Raw genomic sequence first — 23,550 nt, forward strand, 5'->3', positions numbered from 1 at the left:
TCAAATATCTCTACGGCTGGCGGAATTCGACGGTTGCGACCGGAGGAATTGTTGAAACGAGCGATTTCGATCATTGTGACGCTGGCCCTGCTGGCCTGGCTCGCCAGCGACTCGCGCTGGCGCATGGTCGGCGACGCCTTTGCCCGCATCACGCCCGGCACCTTCGCCGTGGCGACGATCGCGTTCTTCGCCACCTATGTCTTGCGTGCGCTGCGCGTCTGCGACGAGTTCCGCGACGAGGTGCATGGCCGCTTCGGCGCCTGCCTGCGCGTCATTCTGATCCACAATGCGATGATCAACGTCGTGCCCTTTCGCGGCGGCGAGACGGCCTTTCCCCTGCTCCTGCGCCAGGTCTTCGGCATACCGATCATGCGCGCCAGCGCCTCACTGCTGTGGTTCAGGCTGCAGGACGCCTTCGTCGTCGGCGTGCTGGCCCTGGCGGTGTGGCCGAGCCTGCATCCGGCGATTAGGATTGCGGGCGGAGCCGTCTTGATCGCCGCCGCCTGGTACCTGCCGCGCTGGGCGCGTGCGCCGCATGACTGGGCCGGCCGCGGCAAGATCGTGGCGAAGCTCGGCAAGCTCCGAGATGTGTTCACCGAAGCAACCGGGCGCTCGCGCTATGGCTGGTGGTGGACGATCGCGAACTGGTCGCTGAAGCTCACTGTGCAGGGATGGTTGTTGGCAATGCTGCTGGGGACATCCTTTTCGACCGCCTTTCCAGGCGTCGTTGGGGCCGAAGGAGCCGCCATACTGCCGGTGCAAGGCGTCGCCGGCTTCGGCACCTATGAAGCGGGAGCAGCGGCGGCGCTGCTCACCTCCGGAATCACGATGAAGAATGGCTTGCAGGCGGCGCTGGCGCTGCACCTGTTCATCTTCTGCTCGGCAATCGCCACGGGTGCGATCGCCTGGCTGTTTCCCTCGAAATCGACGCTGCCGGGAAATCCGGCTGTCGGACCTGCAAGGAAGCCATCCCAATGAACGTATTGCCCATCCCTGCTTCGGGACTGCCTGACGGCGCGGTAATGCCGAACCATACGCTGTCCATCGTCGTCCCCATGTACAACGAGGCCGAAAACGTCGAGCCGCTGCTGGCACGGATCCACCAGGCGATGGAACGCTACGACCAGCCCTGGGAGGTCGTGCTGGTCGATGACGGCAGCACCGACGCGACGGTGAGCGAGATCAGGCGCCTTGCAGCCCATTACGGCTCGCATGTGCATGCGGTCGAACTGGTGCGCAACTACAAGCAGACCGCCGCGATGCAGGCCGGCATCGACGCGGCGCGCGGCGACGTCATCGCCACGATCGACGGCGACCTGCAAAATGATCCCTACGACATCCCCCGCATGGTCTATCGCCTGCTGAGCGAGGATCTCGACCTGGTGGTCGGCTGGCGTAAGGACCGCCAGGAAGGTTTTTTCATGCGCAGGCTGCCCTCGCGCATCGCCAACGCGCTGATCGCGCGCGTCACCGGCGTGCGCCTCAAGGATTATGGCTGCAGCCTCAAGGTCTATCGCGGCAACGTCATCCGCAGCGTCAAGCTCTATGGCGAGATGCACCGCTTCATCCCGGCATGGCTGGCCACGGTGACGACCCCCAGACGCATCGCGCAGGAGGTGGTGACGCACCATGCCCGCATCCACGGCCAGTCCAAATACGGCATTTCGCGCACCTTCAGGGTCGTGCTCGATCTGGTGTTCATGTACTTCTTCATGCGCTATCGCACACGGCCGGGACATTTCTTCGGCGGCATCGGCATCGTGCTTGGCGCGCTGGGTTCGCTGATCCTTGCCTACCTGCTTTGCCTGAAGCTGTTTTTCGCCGAAGACATCGGAACACGCCCGATGCTGTTCACCGGCTTCTTCCTGCTCATCGCTGGGGTGCAGATGGTGACGTCGGGCGTGCTGGCGGAAATGCTGGCACGCGTCTATCACGAGGCGAACGGAGCATCGGCCTATGTCGCGCGGCTACGGCCGCCGGGCGGCGACAATGACGGCTGGCACGCCCCGGGCCGACCATCGTGACCTGATCGGAATGCCACGGAGGTCCGCGCCTAACGAACGCATGGCGGTCGGAGGGCAAGAGGCAAAGCGCAACGTCTGCGCAAACCTCTCGCCCTCCACTCGCGCCCCCCCGGCAAAGACCCGGCAGCGGTCAAATCGGCCGCGCTTCAGGTCTGATGTTCTGGTCTAGTAACGCGAACGGCAGCTGGCGCGCTGGCCGAAACCGCTCGGACCACATATCCAGGGCGAATGACCCAGCAGCGGGCCGCCATTGCCCAGACTGTAGGAGACCTTCACCGTCGCCGGCCTGCCGACCCGCTGCGGCCGCACGAAGGCCGCATAGGCCTCCTCCCTCGTACGCGTCACGTTGGTCATCTTGGTGAGCGGTTTGCGGTTGATCAGATGCAGCCGCTTGTCCTTGGCGTAGTGCACCCTCTGGCCGAGCGAATGAACCACGGGCTTGGTGCCGATCGAGCTCGTCTTGGTGGCGTCCATGCTTTGGCAACCGGACATCATCGAGATCAATGCAACCGCGGCAAATGCACAGGCATGTTTCTTGCCGAGCCTTGCCCCTCTTTCCATTATTTTGTTCATCGCTATCCCCTGCCATGAAATACAAGTCGCTGGAGCGCGGAGATATATTGCTCTTATTTGCTTTCCGCACCACGCGAGTGACCCATCGCCACTCACATCATGGGCTGTATATTAGGGGAGACTTATTAAATATCATGCAAACGATATGATGAGCGCGGTCTTTCGGCACTCGACCGGATATTATTAAAATTTGACCTTTTGGGCTCGTGCCTGGCCCTGCTACAGCTTGCCGGCCGGCTATCAAGGCAAATGCGGTTCAGGGGAGTTGTTTGCGCACGGACGCCTGTCGGCGTCAGCGTGGCGGATTCCAGGCGGGATCAAGATGGAATGTGCGGGTTCCGCTCCCGCCGCGCCCGGCTCCGGAAACCGGGTAGGCCACGCTGACGATGCGCATACCGCCTGCCCCCTGCTGGAGCCCATATATGCCTTCCAGGCCGCGGTCACAGAACGCGGCGCCCGGGACGAAGAGCGCAACGCCAGCGAGCGAGGCCTGCAAGGCGAGTTTCGCGGCATTGCAACGCAACGAAATTTTGTTCTCCACGAGGTGCCTGGTGATGATCACGACCACAAGCAATCCGTAGACGAACGCATTGAAGGCAGCGAACCAGTAGAAGCCGGTGGCGTCCGAGGCGCGGTCTACAAGAAGGACCGGCAGCGAAGCTCCCATTGCAAGCACCACATAGGGAACAATAACGCGGGCAGGCAGCAGGTTTTTCGGGCCGCTGCCCTTGGGGGTAACGCGAAAATCGACGAACGACTTGGTCAGATAATCGCGGATCGACGACAGCGTGCCCGCCAGCACCCACGGCCAACGAGCGAAGAATGAGAACAACATTCCCTCCCAACTGATCGTCTTGGCGGTCAGTGGGCGCGACAGCCCGAAGGACTTCAACAGCATCACCAGCACAATCAGCGAAATCGAGTTCGGCGCATAGTATAGAAGGAAGTCAATATACGTCACATTGGCGAAATTCTGACCCGTAAGAAGTGCGTATATCGGCATGATGTACATGAGAAGCGAAAATACGGCGAAAAGCGGATACCAGAGCTGGCGGAACAGGAACTGGAATTTCAGCCGTGGCGATACCTTGGAAAGGTATATGGGCGAGTATTCGAGCATGATCGTCATCAGGCTCCGCGACCACTGGAACTCTTGCGTGACAAGATCGGCAAAGGTCTGCGGGCCGTCGCCATGGGCAATGGCGTCTATGGCATGCACACCGCGCCAACCAGCCGCAATGAACAGCATGGACGTCGAGTGATCTTCGGCCAGTTCCGGGCCAAGGCCGCCGACCTGCTTGAGCGCTGCGGTTCTCACGGCATAGTGCGAGCCGATGCAGAGCGGCGTTCCGTCGCCCGTGTGGCCGGACTGCAAAGGTCCGTGGAACATCCCTTCCGGGAACAGCCGGCCGCGTGCCGACCAGCTTTCAGCGGCATTGTTGTCGCATATGCTCGGCGCCGATACATAGCCAACCGCCGGGTCGGCAAAGGCGACCAGGATTTCCCTGAGATAGGTTGGTGTCGGGACGTGGTCCGCGTCCATCTGAGCGACGAAGTGATAGCGTTCATAACCATAGTGGTCGTAGAAGAAGGCCAGGTTTCCCTCTTTGCAGCGCGTCCGGCGGGGCCACACCTTGCGGTGATAATCTTCCCGCCCGCGCCGCGTCGAAATCATGACGTTATGGGCATCGCACCAGGCAATCGTTTCCTCGGACGGGTCCTCGTCGGCCAGCCAGGTATCATGCGGACAGTCCTGCGCCAGCATTGCCTCGAGGGTTCGCGCAACCACGGAAAACGGCTCTGACGGAGCCTTGGTCACCACCATCGCGACACGCGAATGCTTCGGGATCGTGTGAAGCCTGGACGGCTTTTTCATCGCATGCACGTTCAAGAGAAAATACATCGGCATGAATGTCAGCCATACGAGCGTCAATGTCGCCAGCATGTATGGGATGACGTGTTCGATGTGCCCGGGCTGCAGCCACCAGAACCAGAAAAATCCGAACGTTACCGACCAGCAGGCAAGTCCCAGCTTCCAGATCCGCTTCTGGGCGGCCGACAGCACGGGCACCAGAAAAGGAGGCTTCTCCGCCGCCTTCCCCGGAGCTGCCCCACGCCCCCGTTTCGGCATGGTCTTACTGCCGATGATCCCCACGTCCGCGGAAACACTCATACACTTAACGCCGCCACCCGAGCATCAGCCAAACGACGGCCGATGAGCCTAACCCAGCAGCAGAATCCGCTCAGGCATCCTTAGAGTCAACTAAATTAGCTATTTCTTAACTATGGTTCTTCAGAACTGGTTAAGGATAGTCCGGTGGAACAGTTTCCACCGACCAGCACGTGAACGATGAGCCGCAAATTTTTCAGCGCTGGAGAATTCGCCGATGGGCCAAAGCTGTCCGGCAAGGATCGAACTTTGAGAGCAGCGTTAACCATGTCGCGCGCACATGGTTAAGCAACCGTTAATTGCACTTGACTCTTGGTCGCGACCGGCTCTTAAATTAGCCAGGGATGATATATCGGGATATTGACGCGAATTTGTGAGTATCGCGGCGAACTTTCTCTCGAGCGCCCCCTGTATAGGGCCTTGAGAGATAATTTTTTGGGTGGCTCTGTGTCAGGTTTCGCACATCCGCCAACGGGTCGCTCCGAAATCCCGCAGATTCTGCCAAATAGAGCCGATCGGTTTTGGGTAATCGTGTCGATCAAGCATCGATGCGCACGGGCGAAGCCTTAACTTCCGCAAGAGGTTGGGGCCATGGGAGATCGACATGAAACACTCCACAGTAAAAGCACTTGCAATCGCGCTGGCATTGGGCGGAAGCGCCGCGTTCCCCACGGCAGGAGGCGCTGGCTCAGTAGCCGCGACGGACCCCGTCCAGACGAGCAGCGCCGCCTCGGCGTTCGGATCCTACGATCCCTACGGCGACTTCAGCGCCGACAAGAGCGCCAGCATCGAAGAGCTGTTCCTGCCCTGGGAAGACGTCGATCTGTCGACGCTGCCACTCGCCGACGCCTATGCGCTGCAGCGCGGCCGTTCGCTGCTGATCACGGTTGAGCCGTGGACCTGGTCCAAGGACTGGCGCATCACCCCGCCCGAATTGCGCGACGGCATTTTGAGCGGCAAATATGACGCCAACATGCAGGCGATCTGCGATCTGGTGGGACAGATGAAGAGCCCGGTGACCATTCGCTGGGCGCAGGAAATGGAAGACAAGAACGGCCGCTTCACCTGGGCCAACTGGGCTCCCAAGGACTGGATCTCCGCTTACAAGCGCGAAGTCGACATCTGCCGCAAAGCTGCCCCCGCAGCCAAGTACATGTGGTCGCCCAAAGGCGAAGAGGGTTTGGAAAAATACTACCCCGGCGACGACTATGTCGACGTCATCGGCCTGTCGGTGTTCGGTCTGCAGAAAAAAGATGATGACGAGACCGGCCGCGACCGCACCTTCGCTGAGCTGCTGAAGCCCGGCTATGACCGCGTTGCAGTGTTCAACAAGCCGATCATCGTTGCGGAACTCGGCTATGTCGGGAAGCAGGACTATGTCTCGAAATGGCAGGAAGATTCCCGCAAATCCTACGCGGAGTTCCCGGCGCTGACTTCGGTTGTCTACTTCAACCAGAAGGAAGTGTGGCCGTGGCTGGGTGGCTATGGTCTGCCCGACTGGAGGGTGACCCAGCACGTCCTGCCGTAGACGCATCGTGCTGATCGACCCCGACGCGATCGGGATCGACTTCCAATCTCCTTGTTTGATCGTGATCCATCCCGAACCAGCGGTTCGGGATGAGGATTGAGGCGTGGCGTAAATCAGTCTGTGGAGAAGTTTCGTGAAGCGGGTAGTGGGAAATTATCTTGGAGCGGCATTCGCCTGCTCCGTTCTTGTTCTTGCCTTCCAGGCTCCTGCGACAGCCAAGACGGCGATGAAAATCGCCGAGCAGGCTCAAGAGGCCACAGCGGTTCCTGACGAAGGCGTCTACCAGATCTATCAGAACCATTCGTGGCTGTGGGGCAAGAAGGGCGCCGGCTTCTTTGCCGTCAAGCAGAGACAGTTCGAGTCCTGGACCCACGACAAAGGCAAGTCGGGCTATGGCGACGGCATGTGGTTCATTCCCGGCGGCGGCAAGCTGTGCTGGCGTGCGCAATGGCACGGTTCCTGGGGCGTGAAGGGCTCGATGACCTGCTTCGAGCACCGCCAGGCTGGCAAAGTAATCTACCAGCGCAAGGCTCCGGATGGCGACTGGTATGTTTTCAAGAGATTGAAACACGGCGACTACGTCACCCGGAAACAGAACCGGATCAAGGCAAGACTGTAGGATCGTGTCATCCGCCACAAGCGGCTGGTCTACGCCTTGCGCTCCCAGCGGCGATCTGGCGTCTGTTGCCAGTAGGTGACGTCGTGGCCAGCGCTCTTCATCACCTTCCAGTGTCCTCGCGCCGCCTCGAGCTGGGCGGCATCGTGGCCATCGAACAGGAACACCGCGCGCTCGTAGCCGCCAAGGTCAGGCGGCACCGCGCCGTCGACCAGGAACCTTATCTTGGCGTCGTTGGGATTGCCGTCGCCGGTGGTCAACAGAATCGGCTGTTCGCCGGGATGAGCCTCACGATCGGTTGCGTGCGCCAGGAACGAATCGTCGCGGAAGGTCCAAAGATGCTGGTCGAGCGCATCGCGGCGTTCCTCGGTGCCTGTCTGCACCACGGCGCGCCAGCCACGGTCGACGCTGCGCTCCAGGAGGCCTGGCAGCGCATCCTCCAGCGTCGATTCGGTCAGGTGGTAGAACAGAACGTCGGCCATCGCTTCAGCCTATAGTGATCGAACCCGTTCACTGCTCATAGTTATCGCGCACCAGCCGGTCGAGCAGCCTGACGCCGAAACCGGAACCCCACGACTGGTTGATCTCGTTCGACGGCGCCCCCATCGCCGTGCCGGCTATGTCGAGATGAGCCCATGGCGTGTCCTTGACGAAGCGCTGCAGAAACTGCGCCGCGATGGTGGCGCCGCCAAAACGGCCGCCGATGTTCTTCATGTCGGCGTTCTTGGAATCGATCAGCTTGTCGTATTCGGCGCCGAGCGGCATGCGCCACAGCCGTTCCTGAGTCGCCTGCCCCGCCACCGACAATTTTTCGGCCAGTTCGTCATTGTTGGAAAACAGGCCGGCATAATGTTGGCCGAGCGCCACCATGATGGCGCCGGTCAGCGTCGCCAGATTGACCATGAATTTCGGCTGGAAGCGGTCGTTGCAGTACCACAACGCATCGGCCAGCACGAGGCGGCCCTCGGCGTCGGTATTGAGCACCTCGATGGTCTGGCCCGACATCGAAGTGACGATATCACCGGGACGCTGGGCATGACCGTCGACCGCATTTTCGACCAGTCCGATGATTCCGACGACATTGGCTTTCGCCTTGCGGGCCGCCAGCGCATGCATCAGGCCGGTAACGGCGGCGGCACCGCCCATGTCGCCCTTCATATCCTCCATGCCTGAGGCCGGCTTTATGGAATTGCCGCCGGTGTCGAAAGTGACGCCCTTGCCGACGAAGGCGATCGGGCTGTCCTTCGGCTTGCCGCCGTTCCACTGCATGATCGCCATGCGGGCGCCGCGTGGCGAGCCTTGCGCGACACCGAGCAGCGAGCCCATGCCGAGCTTCTTCATTTCCTTCTCAGCCAATATCTCGACCTTGACGCCGAGTGCCTCGAGTTCCTTGGCGCGGGCAGCGAACTCGACCGGCCCAAGCACGTTTGCCGGTTCGTTGACGAGATCGCGCGCCAGAAGGACGCCGTCGATCACCGCCTCGGCATCGGCGAAGGCCTTCTTCGCAGCGGCCGGATCGGCGGTATGGATGGTCACCTTGACCGGCTTCTTCGGCTCTGCCTTGCCGTCGTCCTTGTCCTTCCTGGTCTTGTACTTGTCGAAGGAATAGCTGCGCAGGAGAATGCCCGCGGCAAGGCTTGCCGCGTCCTTCGCGCTCGGCGAGGCGCCGACCACATCGAGGATCACCGCTACCTCGGTCGCCTTGCGCAGCGACGCGGAAACGGTGCCGCCAAGCTTCAACCACGCATATTCGTCCAGTCCCGACACCTTGCCGGTGCCTATCGCCACCAGTCTGTCGAGCGACGCTCCCTGCGGGGCCAGAACTTCCACCGTGCTGGCGAACTTGCCCGTGAACTCAGCCACGGGAAAAGCCCGCTCCAGTGTCTTGCCGGGATCGCCGGCCTTGGCGACGTCGCTTAGGCCGCCCTCATCCGCCGCGAGCACGAAGACCGTGCCCTTCTTGTTCACCGCGCTCTGGGACCCGGAAAATTTGGCGAAGGCGATCGACGGTCTTTGATTCATCATGTCCTGCTTTCAGGGAATGCGCGACTTTTGGGGAAGCGGTTCGAAACGATGCGCGACATTTGGTCGTTTTCCGGCATTTGGCAAGACTTTGCCGAATTGGCATCCCATATGACCTATGGAATCGATGACGATTCGTCGCGGCACGGCCCCGCTTTTTGCCGCAACTTGTTGTTAACCATCGATGTTCGCCCTTTCTTATCCATTCCCGCCGACACTCCGCCCAGCCGGGGGGCGTGATGTGGGACAGAACCCGGATAGACCATCTGATGAGCCAGTTGTGCAGGCGCTGCCGGACAGCTACCTTGTTCGGCGGCATGATGCCGTTCGAAAAAATCGAGAAAAGCCTTCATGAAGGTCGTTGAACGCTACATCATGCGCCGCGCTTTCGTGGTCTTCATGGCCGCTCTTGTGTGGACGCTGGCGATCGTATGGACGACGCAGGTGCTGGCAAAGATCGATCTGGTCACCGACAGTGGCCAGTCGGCGCTGACCTTCTTCGAAGTCGCCGCCCTCATCCTTCCGTCCATCATCCCGATCGTAGTGCCTTTTGCGCTGGTGGTGGCGGTAGCACAGACACTCAGCGTCATGAATTCGGATTCCGAACTTGCCGTCGTCAACGCCGCGGGGGCCTCGCGCTGGACGATCGTGCGGCCGATCATGTTGCTGGCGCTCGCCGCAGCTGTTTTTTCCTTTGCCGTCGACAACGGCATCGACCCTTACGCACGGCAGAAGAACCGGACCCTGGTGGCGTCGTCACGCGCGGATCTGTTGTCGCTGATCATCCAGGAAGGCACCTTCCGCAAGATCGACGACGGGTTGTTCCTGCAGGTCGGCGAGCGCCTTCCCAACAATCGGCTGGGCGGCATTTTCGTCGCCGATTCGCGCGAAGAAGGCGTCAACCTCGTCTACTACGCCAAGACCGGCAGCATCATCGAACGCGGCGGTGAAAAGGTGCTGATGATGAATGACGGCGTCATCCATCGCAAAACGCTGACCGGCGATCTCTCCGTCATCCGCTTCACCTCCTATGCCTTTGACATGTCGGCCTTCATGGCGGCGGCTTCAGCGGTGACGCTCCTGCCCAAGGACCAGACGACGCAGTACCTGCTCAACCCGAGCGCCAACGACAAGTATTATCAGCAGAGCCCCTACGAATACCGGGCCGAAGTCAACCAGCGGTTCTCGGAATGGACCTATTCCATGGTTTTCGCGCTGATCGCGCTTGCGGTCGCCGGGGATGCGCGCTCGCACCGCGAGGCGCGCGTCAATCCGCTGATCACGGCGATCACGATATCGCTGTTCGTGCGTTGGCTGGGCTTTTTCGCCGCCAGCAAGGCGGATCAGATCCCGCAATATGCCTATATGGTCTATGGTGTGCCGATCGTGGCTTCCGCGGTGGCGATCTGGTTCATCGTCTCGAACCGGACACTGGAACTGCCCGTGACCTGGGCGGACTGGATGACAAACTTCGCCTCGCGCATCGCTGACAGCTGGAATGCTTTCAAATTGCGTTTGTCCAGGCGCGGCACATCAGGGCAAGGGGTCGGCTGATGGGCTGGACACTGGGCCGCTATTTCTTCTTCCGCTACGTGACGATCACCATCTGGTTCTTCATCGGCCTCCTGGCGCTGGTGTTCCTGATCGATTTCACCGAGCTGTCCGGCCGCACCACCGGCCTGCCCGGCTTCACCTACGGCACGGCGGTAGCCATTTCAGGCCTCCGTATGCCGATGATCATGCTGCAGACGGTGCCGTTCGTCGGTCTCTTCTCGGCGATGGCGACGCTGGTGTCGCTGAACCGGCGCTACGAGCTGGTCATCGCGCGTTCCGCCGGTGTTTCCGCCTGGCAGTTCCTCTTGCCCTGCTGTATCGGAGCCTTGCTGTTCGGCGTCCTGTCGGTTGGCGTCATCAATCCGCTCGCCGCGCACGCATTCTCCTGGTCCGAGCAGATCGAAACCCAGCTGCGTTCCGGCAAATCGAATACGGTCTCGGCCGATGCCGCGCCCTGGATCCGGCAGAAAACCAGTTCGGGGGACACCATCATCGGTGCGCGGGCCATCCTGAACCAGGGCCTGGAAATGGCCGATGTCGTATTCTTCATTCTCGACCCGCAAGGCAACATCGTCGAGCGCAAGGATGCTGCCCGTGCCTTCCTGCGCGACGGCTATTGGGAATTGCAGGACGTCAAGACGTTCCAGAACGGTACGATCCAGGCATCGGCAACCGATCGCGTACCGACCAATCTGAAGCCCGAATTCGTGCAAGAGCGGCTGGCGCGCCCGGAAACCATCCCCTTCTACGACCTGCCCGGAAAGATCGAGGTTGCCCGCTCCTTCGGCCTCAAGGCAAATGCCTTTGCCATGCAGTTTGATTCGCTCGTGGCGTTGCCGTTCCTTCTCGTCGCCATGACGCTGATCGCGGCAACGGTTTCAATGCGATTTGCTAGGATGGGGCAGTCGGCGACGATGATTCTGGGTGGCATCATCGCTGGCTTTCTGCTTTATGTCGTTTCGGTTCTGGTGAAGGCATTCGGCGTGGCGGGATTCGTGCCGACTGTCGTAGCCGCCTGGGTACCGGTCATGGTGGCTATGTTCTTCGGGGTGACTTTCCTGCTATACAAGGAAGACGGCTAGTGAGGGAGGCGTTTTTGCCCAGCAACAGGCAGGCCGGTTTGGCGCGCCTCTATGCGGCGACCGCCTTGGCGTGCGTGCTTGCCTACGCCGTTCCGGCACCGGCGCTTGCGCAGGACGTCGGCGACATGGCGACATCGGTTCCATCCGGCTCGCAAATGCTGCTGGCCGCCGATACGCTGGTCTATAACAACGACAATCAGACCGTGACCGCCGTTGGCGGCGTGCAGATCGACTATGGTGGCAATCGCCTTGTCGCCCAGCGGGTCGAGTACAACCGCAACACCAAGCGAATGGTCGCAAGCGGTAACGTCGAAGTCATCAACAGCGACGGTACCAAGATCAATTCGCAGCATATCGACATCACCGATGACTTCGCCGACGGCTTCGTCAACGCGTTGCGGGTCGAAACCATCGACAAGGCCTATTTCGCCGCCGAAAGCGCCGAACGCATGGGCGGCGTGCTGACCACCTTCCACAATGGCGTCTACACCGCCTGCGAGCCGTGCGAGGATAAGCCGGACAAAGCGCCGACCTGGCGCGTCAAGGCCAAGAAGATCATCTGGAACGGCGAGAAGAAGACGGTTCGCTTCGAGAATGCGAATTTCGAGTTCTTCGGTTTTCCGCTTGCCTATCTGCCTGCATTCGAAATTGCTGACCCGACGGTGAAGCGCAAGAGCGGCTTCCTGATCCCGAGCATCATCTACAAGAGCGATCTCGGCGTCGGCGTGAAAGTCCCCTATTATCTTGCATTGGCGCCGACCTACGACCTGACCGTCACCGGCACCGGCTATACCAAGCAGGGTTTCCTCGGTGAGGCCGAGTGGCGTCAGCGCTTCAACAATGGCGAGTACAGCTTGAAGATCGCCGGGATACACCAGCAGAATCCCGACGCTTTCCTCGACACCACTGCCTTCCCCTCCAGCTCTGGCCACAACGTCAATTCGGGCAGCGCCGGCGATCCCAACAAATTCCGCGGCATGATGGGTACCCAGGGGCAGTTCGCCATCAACTCACGCTGGAACTTCGGCTGGGACGTGCTGCTGCAGACCGACAAGAATTTCTCGAACACCTACGGCATCGAAAAGTACAATAGCAGCGTCCACCAGTCGTCGGTCTACTTGACGGGTCTCAACGGCCGCAACTATTTCGACGTGCGCGCCATGCATTTCGATGTGCAGGAAGATACACCTGACGACAACGCCTCTGCACGAAGCGGACAACAGCCCTGGGTGCTGCCGTCGCTCGACTACGCCTATATTCCTGATGCGTCGGTGGCCGGCGGCCAGCTGTCGCTCAATGTCAACGCGCGTGTCATCCGCCGCGACGATGTCGATGAGACCTTCGTCGAGCCCTACAATGCCCTCACTCCCACGCAGCGCGTCCGCGGCATCGAAGGCGAATCGGGCCGTCTCACCGCCGAGGCCGAGTGGAAGCGGAGCTTCGTCACCGATGGCGGGCTGGTGCTGACGCCGTTGCTCGCGCTGCAGGGCGACGTCGACTACCTCAACGCGTCGTCGGCTTCGCTGGACGCGATCGACAGAATGGCGACGCATTTGGGCGAGCAGGACGACATGCGCTCGTCATTTGCCCGTTACATGGCAACCGCCGGGCTTGAGATGCGTTGGCCGGTGCTGTTTTCCATGGCCAGCGGGTCCAGCCATGTCATCGAACCGATGGCACAGGTCTTCATGCGTCCGAACGAGCAATATGTCGGCGGCCTCTCAGTGCCCAACGAAGACGCCCAAAGCATGGTCTTCGACGCGACCACCTTGTTCGAACGCGACAAGTTCTCCGGTTACGACCGCGTCGAAGGCGGTTCGCGCGCCAATGTCGGCTTCCGCTATTCCGGCTCCTACAACAATGGCTGGGGCACCAATGCCATTTTCGGCCAATCCTATCAGATTGGCGGCGAGAACTCGTTCGCCGCGCCGGATTTGGTGAATGTCGGCGCAAACTCCGGCCTCGACACGACCAAGTCCGACTATGTCGGCCTGTTCGGCATCAACAGCCCCAACGGCTTCGCGGCCTCGGTCAGCGGCCGTTTCGACGAACAGAGCTTCGAGATCCGCCGCGCCGAGGTGAAGGCCGCCTATTCCGGCCTGCCTGTGTCGCTGAGCGCCAAATACGCCTTCATCCAGGCCCAGCCGCTGTACGGCTTCACCACCGACCGCCACGAGGTCACGCTTGGTGCATCCACGCATCTGGCCGAAAACTGGCGCGTCTTCGGCACAGGAACCTACGACCTGCAGCAGAGCCTGCTGGTCAAGGATGGCGTCGGCTTCGCCTACAACGATTCCTGCTTCACTTATTTGATGACCTACTCGCAGTCGCGCGATCTGAACACCAGGGAGGTGTCGCAGACCATCGGCTTCAATCTGTCGTTCCGCACCCTCGGCGATTTCGGCTCGTCGACCAGTGCCGTCGACACGATCCAGTAACAATCGGCGACATCGTTTCGCCGCATAGGGCTGGCACGGATTTCGCGCACCTGGAAAGATCAAATTGGGCGGGACCGGGATAGAATTGGGATGCCAACGATGAGGAAATACCTCTTTTCAGCAGGTTTCGCGTTGCTCGTGGCGGCGACGTCCGTGTCGATCACCGTAATGGCGCCGCCGGCTTTCGCCAGCGAGATCAAATACGTCGTCAACGACATTCCTGTCACCACCGGCGACATCGCCCATCGCGCCGCTTTCCTGAAGCTGCAGCGCAAGAAGGGCGATGCCGGCCAGGAAATGATCGACCAGACGCTGCGTATGGCCGAGGCCAAGCGGCTTGGTATCCGCATCAGCGACGCCCAGGTCGATGCCGCGTATCAGCGCTTTGCCTCGAGCAACAAGATGCAGCTCAGCCAGCTCGACGGCGTCATGGAGAAGTCGGGCGTCACCAAGAGCCACTTCAAGGAATTCATCCGCGCCCAGATGGCCTGGAACCAGGCCTTGAGCGCGCGCTACCGTTCCGGCGACGGCACCGGCGCCGTCAGCGAACAGGATCTCGTCAGGAAGATGCTCGAAAAAGGCGGCGCCAAACCGAGCGCCACCGAATACATGCTGCAGCAGGTCATCTTCGTGGTGCCGGCGGCTGAACGCAGCGCGACGCTGGGCAAACGCAAGCGAGAGGCCGACGCCATGCGCGCCCGCTTCAACGGCTGCAACACGACGCGCGAATTCGCCAAGGGCCTGATCGACGTCACCGTTCGCGATCTGGGCCGGGTGCTGGCGCCGCAACTGCCGCCGGACTGGGCCGAGCAGATCAAAGCTACCAAAGTCGGCGGTGCCACCGTCACGCGCGAAACCGAACGCGGCGTCGAATTCATCGGCATCTGCTCGTCGCGCGAAGTGTCCGACGACAAGGTTGCCCAGATGGCGTTCCAGGCCGAAGGCTCCGGCGGCGACAAGGATGCCGACGCGCTCAGCAAGAAATATGTCGACGAGCTGAAGGCAAAAGCCCGCATCGTCAAGCGCTGACGTGGGCAACGCAGTGACTGCGCTCGCGTTGAGCGCCGGCGATCCGTCCGGCATTGGGCCGGAGATCGCCATCGCCGCCTTCATGGCGCGTGAAGCTGCCGCCCTGCCCCCCTTCTACCTGCTCGCCGATCCGGCGCTGATCGCCTCCCGGGCGCGCCTGCTCGGCCTCTCGCTGCCGATCGCCGAAGCCACCCCGGCACAAGCGGCGCAGGTCTTTGCCCGCGCCTTGCCGATCGTTCCGCTGGCTGCAGGCTGCATCGACAGCCCCGGCCAGCCGGATCCGGCCAATGCGGCCGCCACCATCGAGGCCATCGACCGCGCCGTCGCCGATTGCCTTGCCGGCGAAGCCTCGGCCGTGGTCACCTGCCCCATCGCCAAGAAGCCGCTCTACGATGCCGGCTTTCGCTTTCCCGGCCACACCGAATATCTGGCGCATCTGGCGGCTCGGCACAGCGGCGTCGAGGCGATGCCGGTGATGATGCTGGCAGGACCCGACCTGCGCACCGTTCCCGTCACCATCCACATAGCGCTGGCCGAGGTGCCGAAGGCACTGACCACCGAACTGATCGTCGCCACCGCGCGTATCACCGCTGCCGACCTTGCCGGCCGCTTCGGCATCGCCAGGCCACGGCTGGCGATTGCCGGGCTCAATCCACATGCCGGCGAAGGCGGCGCCATGGGCCTCGAGGACGAGCGGATCGTGCGCCCGGCGGTCGACATCCTGCGCGCCGAAGGCATCGACGCTTTCGGCCCTTTGCCGGCCGACACATTGTTCCATGCCCGGGCGCGGGCTGGTTACGACGCGGCCCTTTGCATGTATCACGACCAGGCGCTTATCCCGGCCAAGGCGCTGGCTTTCGACGAGGCGGTCAATGTCACGCTCGGCCTGCCCTTCATCCGCACCTCGCCCGACCACGGCACGGCCTTCGACATCGCCGGCAAGGGTGTGGCGCGGCCCGACAGCCTGATAGCGGCGCTGAAGCTTGCCCGGCGGCTGGCCGACACGAACACCAAGGCGGTTGCCGCATGAGATCTCGGACATGAGCATCGACGGGCTGCCGCCGTTGCGCGAGGTGATCGAGCGTCATGGGCTGCAGGCGAAGAAGGCGCTCGGCCAGAATTTCCTGCTCGACCTCAACCTCACCGGCAAGATCGCCCGCACCGCCGGCGACTTGTCCGATGCAACCGTCATCGAGGTCGGCCCCGGTCCCGGCGGGCTGACCCGCGCCTTGCTTGCCAACGGAGCGCGCCAGGTGATCGCCATAGAGCGCGACGAACGTTGCCTGGCTGCTCTTGCCGAAGTGTCCGACCACTATCCCGGCCGGCTGGAGGTTGTTTCGGGCGATGCGCTGAAGACGGATTTCACGGGCCTTGCCAGTCGAGCGACCGGCAATGGCGGCCCGGTCAAGATCGTGGCCAACCTGCCCTACAACATCGGCACGGAGCTGCTGGTGCGCTGGTTGACCGTCAGCGACTGGCCGCCTTTCTACACCTCGATGACTTTGATGTTCCAGCGCGAGGTGGCCGAGCGCATCGTCGCTCCCGCCGGCAGCGACAGCTATGGCCGGCTGGGGGTCCTTGCCGGCTGGCGGACGGAGGCGAGGATCGCCTTCGACGTACCGCCACAGGCATTCACGCCGCCGCCAAAGGTCACCTCCTCGGTGGTGCATCTTGTGCCGCGCCCGATGCCCCTGCCCACCGAGGTGAAGAAACTCGGCCGCGTCACAGAAGCCGCCTTCGGCCAACGTCGCAAGATGCTGCGGCAAAGCGTTAAGAGCCTCGGCGGCGAGGCCCTGCTCGACCGCGCCGGCATCGATCCGACACGCCGCGCCGAGACGCTCAGCGTCGAGGAGTTTGTAAGGTTGACAAACGCGGTGTAAGAAGCTGCCGATCTGCCCCCCTCGTGGGGGAGATTGGCGCTTCACCGCCTCAACCCGTCTTCTCGTCCAACAGTCCCGAGACGAAATCGAACAGGCCTGGCCGGCGGTCGCGTCTCAGCCGCTCGGCGACGACGATGCCGCGCACTTCGGCGAAGGCGCGGTCGAGGTCATCATTGACGATGACGAAATCATATTCCTTCCAGTGCTCGATCTCGTTGCGGGCGTTTTTCAACCGCGTTTCGATCACCGCTTCCTGGTCTTCGGCGCGGCGCTTCAGCCGTGCCTTCAACTCCTTCATCGATGGCGGCAGGATGAAGATCGAGACGATGTCGGCGCGCATCTTCTCCTTGAGCTGCTGGGCGCCCTGCCAGTCGATGTCGAACAGCATGTCGCGCCCTTCAGACAGCGCCAGTTCGGCAGGCTCGCGCGGTGTCGCATAGCAATTGCCATGCACCTCGGCCCACTCCAGCAGCGCGTCGGAATCACGAAGCCGCTCGAATTCGCGCATCGTCCGGAAATGATAGTGGACGCCTTCGATCTCGCTGCCGCGGCGCGGCCTGGTGGTGACCGAGACCGACAGTTCGAGGCTGGAATCGCTTTCCAGAAGATTGCGCGCGATCGTCGACTTGCCGGCGCCGGACGGCGACGACAGGACGAGCATCAGGCCCCGGCGGCGAATGCGGGACCCCAAATCCTTGGCAACCATCGGCTACTCCAGATTCTGGATCTGTTCACGAAACTGGTCGACCACCGCCTTCAGGTCCAGCCCGATCGCGGTGATGGCGGCGGCATTCGACTTGGAACACAGCGTATTCGATTCGCGGTTAAATTCCTGTGCCAGAAAATCGAGCTTGCGACCGACCGCGCCGCCGCCCACCAGCAGTGCCCGGCCGGATGCGACATGCGTTTTCAGCCGGTCGATCTCTTCGCGAATATCGGCCTTGGTGGCCAGGAACGCGGCCTCCATGTGCAGTCGGGTGGCATCCAAATTGGCGGAAGCGTCCATCAGCAGCCTGACCTGCTCGGCGATGCGTTCCCGGATCACCGCGGTCTCGCGGGATGGATCCACTTCTGCCCGCAGCGTCAGCGCCTCGATTGCGTCGATATGGCCCGACAGCAGCAAAGCCAGCGCGGCCCCTTCGCCCTGCCGAGCCTGTTCGAGCCCGTTCAAGGCCACTTCGAGCGCGGCCATGATCGCGGCATCGAGCGCGGCCCTCGCCTCCTCGGTTTCGACAGTTTCGGGAATGTCGAGCACGCCGCGCAGTGACAGCAGTCCATCCGAGGTCGCCGCAGCAACGCCGAACTGCTCCTGCAGCCGCTTGGCGAGCCCGGCCAGGTCCTTCAGGAAGGCTTCGTTGACGACCGGCTGCGCCTGCGCGCCGACGGCACGGCCGATGGTCAGCGTCGCCTGAAAATTGCCGCGTGCGAAACGTTTCTGAAGTATCTGCCGGACAGCCGGTTCCAACCGCTCGAAGCCTTGCGGCAGCCGCAGCCGTACTTCGACGCTCTTGCCGTTGACGGACTTGACCTCCCAGGCGATCGAAGTGCCTTCGTGCTCGGCGACGGCACGTGCAAAACCGGTCATGCTCTGCAAATTCATATCGCCCACACGTCCCTGGCACATTGCCCCGAACCGGCTTTCCGGACAGAGCAAGTGCGGCTTGAAAATGACTGCGCCGCAGGCGCGTCGAAATCGGACGCGCGGCGCTCTTGCAAATGTCAGGGCGTCGCCTGTCGGGCAACGCCTTTCTTCATTCTACTGGGCAGCGCCCGCGTCACCGCCGCTGTCGTCGGCACCGTCAGCAGGCCCACTGTCGGCCGGCCCACCGTCCGCCGGCTTGACGGCATCGCTGTCGCCGCCGCCGGTCGTCTTGGCGGCTTTGGCGACGTCATCCGCCTGCTTCTTCTGCAGAGCGCGATAGCGGGCGACATTCTCGTTGTGCTCGTCCAGCGTCGCGGCAAAGACGTGCCCACCGGTGCCGTCGGCGACGAAATAGAGGTCGTCGGTCTTCGATGGGTTGGCCACCGCCTCCAGCGCTGCACGACCCGGATTGGCGATCGGCGTCGGCGGCAAGCCGTTGATCACATAGGTGTTGTAGGGGGTCTGTTTCTGGATATCCGACTGGTAGATCGGCCGGTCCGCCGGCTTTCCCTTGCCGCCGAACAGCCCGTAGATGATGGTCGGATCGGATTGCAGGCGCATGCCCTTGGCAAGCCGGTTCAGGAAGACGGCGGCAACCCGTGAACGCTCGTCACCCTTGCCCGTCTCTTTCTCGACAATCGAAGCCAGCGTGACGAACTCCTCGACGTTGGCCAGCGGCAGGTCCGGCGCGCGCCGCTGCCAGACATCGTCAACCAGCTTCTTCTGATCCGCAAGCAGCTTGTCGACCATCTGCTGGCGTGTCGCGCCGCGCGTGAAGCGCAGCGTGTCGGTGGCGAGGCTGCCCTCCGGCGGCGTGGTTGCCGGCATGTCGCCGCTCAAGGCAGTCTCCTCGGCGATGCGCTGCAATGCCTGGTCGACAGTCAGTCCTTCAGGGATGGTCAGCGAATACATCACCGACTTGCCGCTCTTCAGAAGCTCCATGATATCGCGCATGGAAGCCCTGGGCTTGATCTCGTACTCGCCGGCTTTCAGCGCCGAATCATTGCCGAAGGCGCGCACGCCAAGGCGGAATACCCGGGCATCGCTGATCAGCCCGCGGCGTTCGAGCTGGTCGGCGATATCCTGGACGCCGGTGTTCGGCTTGACCAGGAAGGTATCGCCATTAGCGGAGGGTCCGGGCTCGGTGAATTCCTGCTTGCCGAAATAGACCGCGACGCCGGCCGCCAGAACCACCAGCATCACCGAGGAGATGACGAAGTTCATGAACACGACGACCTGGCTGCGTGACGCACGCGAGCGCTTCGGCGGCGGCGTGCCGGCCTCTGGCCGCAACGCCTCGCTGGCCGTTTTCGGCACGATCGGTCCGGATGTTGCCGGCCGTTGCCCGAATTCTCCGTTGCCTGCCGGATTTGTGTTCATTTCGCCCTACCGTTTGATCGCCCAACGAATCCCCAGCGGCAGAGTAGAGGCGAATATGGCAAAATTGGCGGCACGCCAAAGCGTCGCCCGGCAGCCGGACGATCAGCCATTGTAGCGCTGGAAGACCAGCGACGCATTGGTCCCGCCAAAGCCGAACGAATTGGACAGCGCCACGTCGATCTGGCGGGCGCGCGGCTTGTTCGGCACCAGGTCGATCGCGGTTTCGCGTTCGGGGTTGTCGAGGTTGATGGTCGGCGGCGCGACATTGTCCCTGATGGCAAGGATCGAGAAGATCGCTTCGGCGGCGCCGGCCGCCCCAAGCAGATGGCCGATCGACGACTTGGTCGACGACATCGAAATCTTCGATGCGGCATTGCCGACAAGCCGCTCGACAGCGCCGAGCTCGATCGTGTCGGCCATGGTCGAGGTGCCGTGCGCGTTGATGTAGTCGACGTCGGCAGGCGTAAGCTTGGCCCGGTTGAGTGCTGCCGTCATGCAACGGAAGGCACCATCGCCATCCTCGGCGGGCGCCGTGATGTGATGCGCGTCGCCGGTGAGACCATAACCCGTCACCTCGGCATAGATCTTGGCGCCGCGCGCTTTGGCATGTTCGAGCTCCTCGAGCACGACAACGCCGGCGCCCTCGCCCATGACGAAGCCGTCGCGGTCGCGATCATAGGGGCGCGACGCCGTTTGCGGCGAATCATTGCGTTCCGTCGACAGTGCCCGGCATGCGGCGAACCCGGCGATCGACAGCCGCGTCACCGGCGCTTCGGCGCCACCGGCGACCATCACGTCGGCATCGCCCCACATGATCAGCCGGGCAGCATCGCCAATGGCGTGCGCGCCGGTCGAACAGGCCGTGACGACGGCATGGTTCGGGCCTTTCAGCCCGTGCCGGATCGAAACCTGCCCGGAGACGAGATTGATGATCTGGCCCGGGATGAAGAAGGGGCTGATGCGGCGCGGGCCGCGCTCCTTGAGAACCATCGCGTTCTCGGCGATGCCCTCGATGCCGCCGATGCCGGAGCCGATCAGGACGCCGGTGGCGCATTGCTCTTCATGCGTCTTGGGTTCCCAGCCGGAATCCTTCAGCGCCTCGTCGGCGGCGGCAATCCCGTACAGGATGAAGTCGCCGATCTTGCGCAATTCCTTCGGCTCGAGCACGGCCTCGGGATTGAAGGTGGCATTGCTGCCGTCACCACGCGGAATGACGTGGGCGATCTTGCAAGCAAGGTCCTCCACCTCGAACTCGGTGATGCGCTTGGCAGCGCTGCGGCCGGTCAGAAGCTCCTTCCAGCTGTGCTCGAAGCCCATGCCGAACGGCGACAGCAAGCCAAGGCCCGTGACGACGACACGCCTCATCGCAGGTCCTCCCCGGTGATGACTGCAGAAAGCGTCAGGCCGAAGCCTTGTCGATGTACTTCACGGCATCGCCGACGGTCAGGATGGTCTCGGCCGCGTCGTCGGGGATCTCGACGCCGAATTCTTCTTCGAACGCCATGACGAGTTCGACCGTGTCGAGGCTGTCGGCGCCCAGATCATCGATGAAGCTCGCCTGCTCCGTCACTTTGTCGGCATCGACGCCAAGGTGCTCGATGACGATCTTCTTGACGCGCTCTGCGGTGTCACTCATTTGGGCATCCTCGTCTTTTGTTTGTCTGTCTTCGTTAGCGGGCAGAATGCCGCTAATCAAGCTGAAAGATGGTCCTGCCGGAAACGCAACGACTACGGACCGATTTTTGCCCGAACCGCCGGGTTGCGGGCCGCATTACACGAAAAATAGCTGAGGTCCAAGCCGAAATGGTCTCTTTACACAACCCGCCGGCGTTGCTGCAGAACCTCGTTCAAATCATAGCCATGCCGCCATTTACGTGGATGGTCTGGCCGGTGACGTAGGCGGCTTCGTTGGAGGCGAGATAAGCGACGGCGGACGCGACTTCGACGCTGGTGCCCATGCGCCGCGTCGGGATCGCCGCCATGATCGCCTCTTTCTGCTTGTCGTTGAGCTTGTCGGTCATTGCCGATTCGATGAAGCCTGGTGCAACGCAGTTAACGGTGATGTTGCGGGTGGCGATCTCCTGCGCCAGCGACTTGGAGAAGCCGATCATGCCGGCCTTGGAGGCGCAGTAATTGGTCTGGCCGGGGTTGCCGGTCACGCCGACCACCGAGGTGATGTTGATGATGCGGCCATGGCGGCGGCGCATCATCGGATGGGTGAGTTCGCGGGTGAGCCGGAAAACGGCGGTCAGATTGACCTCGATCACGCTGTCCCAATCGGCATCCGACATGCGCACGAACAGCCCGTCCTTGGTGATGCCGGCGTTGTTGACCAGGATGTCGACGCCTTCGAGATCGGCCTCGGCTTTCTGGCCGAGCGCCTTGACGTCGTCACGGTTGGACAAATTGGCCGGGAACAGCTTGACCCGGTCGCCAAGCTCGCTAGCCAGCGCGTCCAATTTCTCGATGCGGGTGCCATGCAGGCCGACGATCGCGCCTTGCGCATGCAGCATCCGGGCGATCGCCTCGCCGATGCCTCCCGATGCGCCGGTGACGAGCGCCTTGCGGCCAGTCAATTCGAACATTTTTGTCTCCTGATTGAGAAGAGAACACCCCTTTGCAGGGAATGGGATCAAATGGGGCTTTATGCAAGCGCTGCTAGCGTCGCCTCGACCTCAGCCGCCGAGCCGACCGACGCAGTGGCGATGTCGCGGTTGATGCGCCGCGCCAATCCCGAAAGCACCTTGCCGGCGCCAATCTCATAAAGCGTGGTGACGCCATTTGCGCCGAACCACTCCACGGTCTCGCGCCAGCGTACGCGGCCGGTTATCTGCTCGACCAGGCGGCGGGCGATCTCGTCCGGATCGCTGGTCGGGCTGACCGTGACATTGGAGAGGACGGGAACGACCGGCGCATTCTTTGTCACACCGGCGAGTGCGTCGCGCATGACGTTCGCGGCCGGCGCCATCAGCGCCGAATGGAAGGGCGCGGACACCTGCAGCATCAGTGCGCGCTTGGCGCCTTTCTCAGTGCACAGTTTCGCCGCCAGTTCGACCGCGGCCCTGGCGCCGGAAATGACCAGTTGGCCGCCGCCATTGTCGTTGGCGATCTGGCAGACGGAGCCTTTGGCAGCCTCGGCGCAGGCTGCTTCGACATCGGCCTGTTCCAATCCGATGATCGCCGCCATGGCGCCCTCGCCGGCCGGCACCGCCGCCTGCATGGCATTGCCGCGGATGCGCAGCAGCCTGGCGGCATCGGCAACCGAAACGAAGCCAGCGGCCGCGAGCGCCGAATATTCGCCCAGCGAATGACCGGCGACATAGGCGATCTTGCCTTTCAGCGAGAAGCCGCGCGATTCCAGCGCCCGGATCGCGGCCAGCGACACCGCCATCAGCGCCGGCTGCGCGTTGGCGGTCAGCATCAACGTCTCTTCCGGCCCTTCCCAGATCAGCTTCGACAGGTTTTCGCCGAGCGCGTCGTCGACTTCCTGGAAAATTCTGCGCGCCTCGGGAAAGGCCTCGGCGAGATCCTTGCCCATGCCGACTGCCTGGCTGCCTTGTCCAGGAAAGGTGAATGCAACGGCCATGCGCGGGCTCCCAAGGGCTGGTTTTG

At 62.3% G+C, this 23,550-nt stretch carries 21 protein-coding genes; 10 read left to right on the top strand and 11 right to left on the bottom strand.

Annotated features, from left to right (window positions below; genetic code table 11):
* The first annotated feature begins 51 nt into the window (after positions 1 to 51).
* Complete coding sequence (locus AC0NIL_RS24010; RefSeq protein ID WP_337122537.1) at positions 52 to 978, top strand: lysylphosphatidylglycerol synthase transmembrane domain-containing protein; 927 nt, start codon at positions 52 to 54, stop codon at positions 976 to 978.
* Positions 979 to 1,022: 44 nt separating this feature from the next.
* Positions 1,023 to 2,024: a glycosyltransferase family 2 protein gene (locus AC0NIL_RS24015; RefSeq protein WP_473573781.1), complete on the top strand. Its 1,002-nt coding sequence runs from the start codon at positions 1,023 to 1,025 to the stop codon at positions 2,022 to 2,024.
* A gap of 165 nt (positions 2,025 to 2,189) precedes the next feature.
* Here the strand turns inward: AC0NIL_RS24015 and AC0NIL_RS24020 are convergent, their stop codons facing one another.
* Both AC0NIL_RS24020 and AC0NIL_RS24025 read right to left on the bottom strand, forming a co-directional pair.
* On the bottom strand, positions 2,190 to 2,597 hold the full coding sequence (locus AC0NIL_RS24020; protein WP_013532500.1) for a hypothetical protein: 408 nt from the start codon (positions 2,595 to 2,597) through the stop codon (positions 2,190 to 2,192).
* Positions 2,598 to 2,889: 292 nt separating this feature from the next.
* Positions 2,890 to 4,728, bottom strand: coding sequence for a glycosyltransferase family 2 protein (locus tag AC0NIL_RS24025; protein WP_473573782.1), 1,839 nt, complete (start codon positions 4,726 to 4,728; stop codon positions 2,890 to 2,892).
* 643 nt (positions 4,729 to 5,371) lie between these two features.
* On the opposite strand from AC0NIL_RS24025, the gene AC0NIL_RS24030 reads away from it, so the two are divergent.
* The gene (locus tag AC0NIL_RS24030; protein WP_013532502.1) at positions 5,372 to 6,295 is read left to right on the top strand and encodes a glycoside hydrolase family 26 protein; all 924 of its coding nucleotides are present in this window, start codon (positions 5,372 to 5,374) and stop codon (positions 6,293 to 6,295) included.
* Between the two features lie 133 nt (positions 6,296 to 6,428).
* Positions 6,429 to 6,914 carry a DUF995 domain-containing protein gene (locus AC0NIL_RS24035; RefSeq protein ID WP_013532503.1) on the top strand — a complete coding sequence of 162 codons (486 nt, stop codon included), beginning with the start codon at positions 6,429 to 6,431 and terminating at the stop codon, positions 6,912 to 6,914.
* Positions 6,915 to 6,943: 29 nt separating this feature from the next.
* Here the strand turns inward: AC0NIL_RS24035 and AC0NIL_RS24040 are convergent, their stop codons facing one another.
* Together AC0NIL_RS24040 and AC0NIL_RS24045 are read right to left on the bottom strand one after the other, a co-directional pair.
* A complete protein-coding gene (locus AC0NIL_RS24040) occupies positions 6,944 to 7,393 on the bottom strand; it encodes a DNA polymerase III subunit chi (protein WP_013532504.1) in 450 nt (149 codons plus the stop codon).
* Between the two features lie 28 nt (positions 7,394 to 7,421).
* Positions 7,422 to 8,933 carry a leucyl aminopeptidase gene (locus AC0NIL_RS24045; RefSeq protein WP_027162710.1) on the bottom strand — a complete coding sequence of 504 codons (1,512 nt, stop codon included), beginning with the start codon at positions 8,931 to 8,933 and terminating at the stop codon, positions 7,422 to 7,424.
* A 351-nt stretch (positions 8,934 to 9,284) separates the two neighbouring features.
* Here AC0NIL_RS24045 and lptF point away from each other — a divergent pair, with 351 nt between their 5' ends.
* The 6 genes from lptF (at position 9,285) to rsmA (ending at position 16,916) form a co-directional block, all read left to right on the top strand.
* A complete protein-coding gene (gene lptF / locus AC0NIL_RS24050; protein WP_473573776.1) occupies positions 9,285 to 10,487 on the top strand; it encodes an LPS export ABC transporter permease LptF in 1,203 nt (400 codons plus the stop codon).
* Positions 10,484 to 11,569, top strand: a complete 1,086-nt coding sequence (gene lptG / locus AC0NIL_RS24055; RefSeq protein WP_174299091.1) for an LPS export ABC transporter permease LptG — start codon at positions 10,484 to 10,486, stop codon at positions 11,567 to 11,569. The genes lptF and lptG overlap by 4 nt, the downstream gene beginning before the upstream one ends.
* Complete coding sequence (locus AC0NIL_RS24060) at positions 11,569 to 14,007, top strand: LPS-assembly protein LptD (protein ID WP_024504312.1); 2,439 nt, start codon at positions 11,569 to 11,571, stop codon at positions 14,005 to 14,007. Before lptG ends, AC0NIL_RS24060 begins: the two co-directional genes overlap by 1 nt.
* A 90-nt stretch (positions 14,008 to 14,097) precedes the next feature.
* A complete protein-coding gene (locus AC0NIL_RS24065) occupies positions 14,098 to 15,036 on the top strand; it encodes a peptidylprolyl isomerase (RefSeq protein ID WP_024504313.1) in 939 nt (312 codons plus the stop codon).
* Position 15,037: 1 nt separating this feature from the next.
* On the top strand, positions 15,038 to 16,066 hold the full coding sequence (gene pdxA / locus AC0NIL_RS24070) for a 4-hydroxythreonine-4-phosphate dehydrogenase PdxA (RefSeq protein WP_063171794.1): 1,029 nt from the start codon (positions 15,038 to 15,040) through the stop codon (positions 16,064 to 16,066).
* A 10-nt stretch (positions 16,067 to 16,076) separates the two neighbouring features.
* Complete coding sequence (rsmA, locus tag AC0NIL_RS24075; RefSeq protein WP_127370435.1) at positions 16,077 to 16,916, top strand: 16S rRNA (adenine(1518)-N(6)/adenine(1519)-N(6))-dimethyltransferase RsmA; 840 nt, start codon at positions 16,077 to 16,079, stop codon at positions 16,914 to 16,916.
* 49 nt (positions 16,917 to 16,965) lie between these two features.
* Here rsmA and gmk read toward each other — a convergent pair whose 3' ends face one another.
* From gmk to fabD, 7 genes are all read right to left on the bottom strand, one after another.
* Complete coding sequence (gmk, locus tag AC0NIL_RS24080) at positions 16,966 to 17,622, bottom strand: guanylate kinase (protein ID WP_013532512.1); 657 nt, start codon at positions 17,620 to 17,622, stop codon at positions 16,966 to 16,968.
* A gap of 3 nt (positions 17,623 to 17,625) precedes the next feature.
* Entirely contained in the window at positions 17,626 to 18,516 is an 891-nt protein-coding gene (locus AC0NIL_RS24085; protein WP_275953582.1) for a YicC/YloC family endoribonuclease, read from the bottom strand.
* A 156-nt stretch (positions 18,517 to 18,672) separates the two neighbouring features.
* Complete coding sequence (gene mltG, locus AC0NIL_RS24090; RefSeq protein WP_013532514.1) at positions 18,673 to 19,938, bottom strand: endolytic transglycosylase MltG; 1,266 nt, start codon at positions 19,936 to 19,938, stop codon at positions 18,673 to 18,675.
* Between the two features lie 102 nt (positions 19,939 to 20,040).
* A complete protein-coding gene (fabF, locus tag AC0NIL_RS24095) occupies positions 20,041 to 21,303 on the bottom strand; it encodes a beta-ketoacyl-ACP synthase II (protein WP_275953583.1) in 1,263 nt (420 codons plus the stop codon).
* A 34-nt stretch (positions 21,304 to 21,337) separates the two neighbouring features.
* Complete coding sequence (locus AC0NIL_RS24100; RefSeq protein WP_006203723.1) at positions 21,338 to 21,574, bottom strand: acyl carrier protein; 237 nt, start codon at positions 21,572 to 21,574, stop codon at positions 21,338 to 21,340.
* Positions 21,575 to 21,785: 211 nt separating this feature from the next.
* On the bottom strand, positions 21,786 to 22,523 hold the full coding sequence (gene fabG, locus AC0NIL_RS24105) for a 3-oxoacyl-[acyl-carrier-protein] reductase (protein ID WP_275953585.1): 738 nt from the start codon (positions 22,521 to 22,523) through the stop codon (positions 21,786 to 21,788).
* Positions 22,524 to 22,582: 59 nt separating this feature from the next.
* Positions 22,583 to 23,524 (bottom strand): ACP S-malonyltransferase, encoded by a 942-nt coding sequence (gene fabD / locus AC0NIL_RS24110; protein ID WP_224621685.1) that lies wholly within the window; start codon positions 23,522 to 23,524, stop codon positions 22,583 to 22,585.
* Positions 23,525 to 23,550 lie beyond the last annotated feature (26 nt).

This window comes from Mesorhizobium sp. WSM1343, from assembly GCF_055901535.1.

What these genes read in the sequence shown, in the direction of transcription:
- gmk (WP_013532512.1), bottom strand. Translation starts at nt 17,622, where the DNA reads ATGGTTGCCAAGGATTTGGGGTCCCGCATTCGCCGCCGGGGCCTGATG.
- AC0NIL_RS24045 (WP_027162710.1), bottom strand. Translation starts at nt 8,933, where the DNA reads ATGAATCAAAGACCGTCGATCGCCTTCGCCAAATTTTCCGGGTCCCAG.
- fabD (WP_224621685.1), bottom strand. Translation starts at nt 23,524, where the DNA reads ATGGCCGTTGCATTCACCTTTCCTGGACAAGGCAGCCAGGCAGTCGGC.
- AC0NIL_RS24100 (WP_006203723.1), bottom strand. Translation starts at nt 21,574, where the DNA reads ATGAGTGACACCGCAGAGCGCGTCAAGAAGATCGTCATCGAGCACCTT.
- fabF (WP_275953583.1), bottom strand. Translation starts at nt 21,303, where the DNA reads ATGAGGCGTGTCGTCGTCACGGGCCTTGGCTTGCTGTCGCCGTTCGGC.
- rsmA (WP_127370435.1), top strand. Translation starts at nt 16,077, where the DNA reads ATGAGCATCGACGGGCTGCCGCCGTTGCGCGAGGTGATCGAGCGTCAT.
- AC0NIL_RS24025 (WP_473573782.1), bottom strand. Translation starts at nt 4,728, where the DNA reads ATGCCGAAACGGGGGCGTGGGGCAGCTCCGGGGAAGGCGGCGGAGAAG.
- AC0NIL_RS24085 (WP_275953582.1), bottom strand. Translation starts at nt 18,516, where the DNA reads ATGAATTTGCAGAGCATGACCGGTTTTGCACGTGCCGTCGCCGAGCAC.
- AC0NIL_RS24020 (WP_013532500.1), bottom strand. Translation starts at nt 2,597, where the DNA reads ATGAACAAAATAATGGAAAGAGGGGCAAGGCTCGGCAAGAAACATGCC.
- AC0NIL_RS24040 (WP_013532504.1), bottom strand. Translation starts at nt 7,393, where the DNA reads ATGGCCGACGTTCTGTTCTACCACCTGACCGAATCGACGCTGGAGGAT.
- AC0NIL_RS24065 (WP_024504313.1), top strand. Translation starts at nt 14,098, where the DNA reads ATGCCAACGATGAGGAAATACCTCTTTTCAGCAGGTTTCGCGTTGCTC.
- AC0NIL_RS24030 (WP_013532502.1), top strand. Translation starts at nt 5,372, where the DNA reads ATGAAACACTCCACAGTAAAAGCACTTGCAATCGCGCTGGCATTGGGC.
- fabG (WP_275953585.1), bottom strand. Translation starts at nt 22,523, where the DNA reads ATGTTCGAATTGACTGGCCGCAAGGCGCTCGTCACCGGCGCATCGGGA.
- lptF (WP_473573776.1), top strand. Translation starts at nt 9,285, where the DNA reads ATGAAGGTCGTTGAACGCTACATCATGCGCCGCGCTTTCGTGGTCTTC.
- mltG (WP_013532514.1), bottom strand. Translation starts at nt 19,938, where the DNA reads ATGAACACAAATCCGGCAGGCAACGGAGAATTCGGGCAACGGCCGGCA.
- AC0NIL_RS24015 (WP_473573781.1), top strand. Translation starts at nt 1,023, where the DNA reads ATGCCGAACCATACGCTGTCCATCGTCGTCCCCATGTACAACGAGGCC.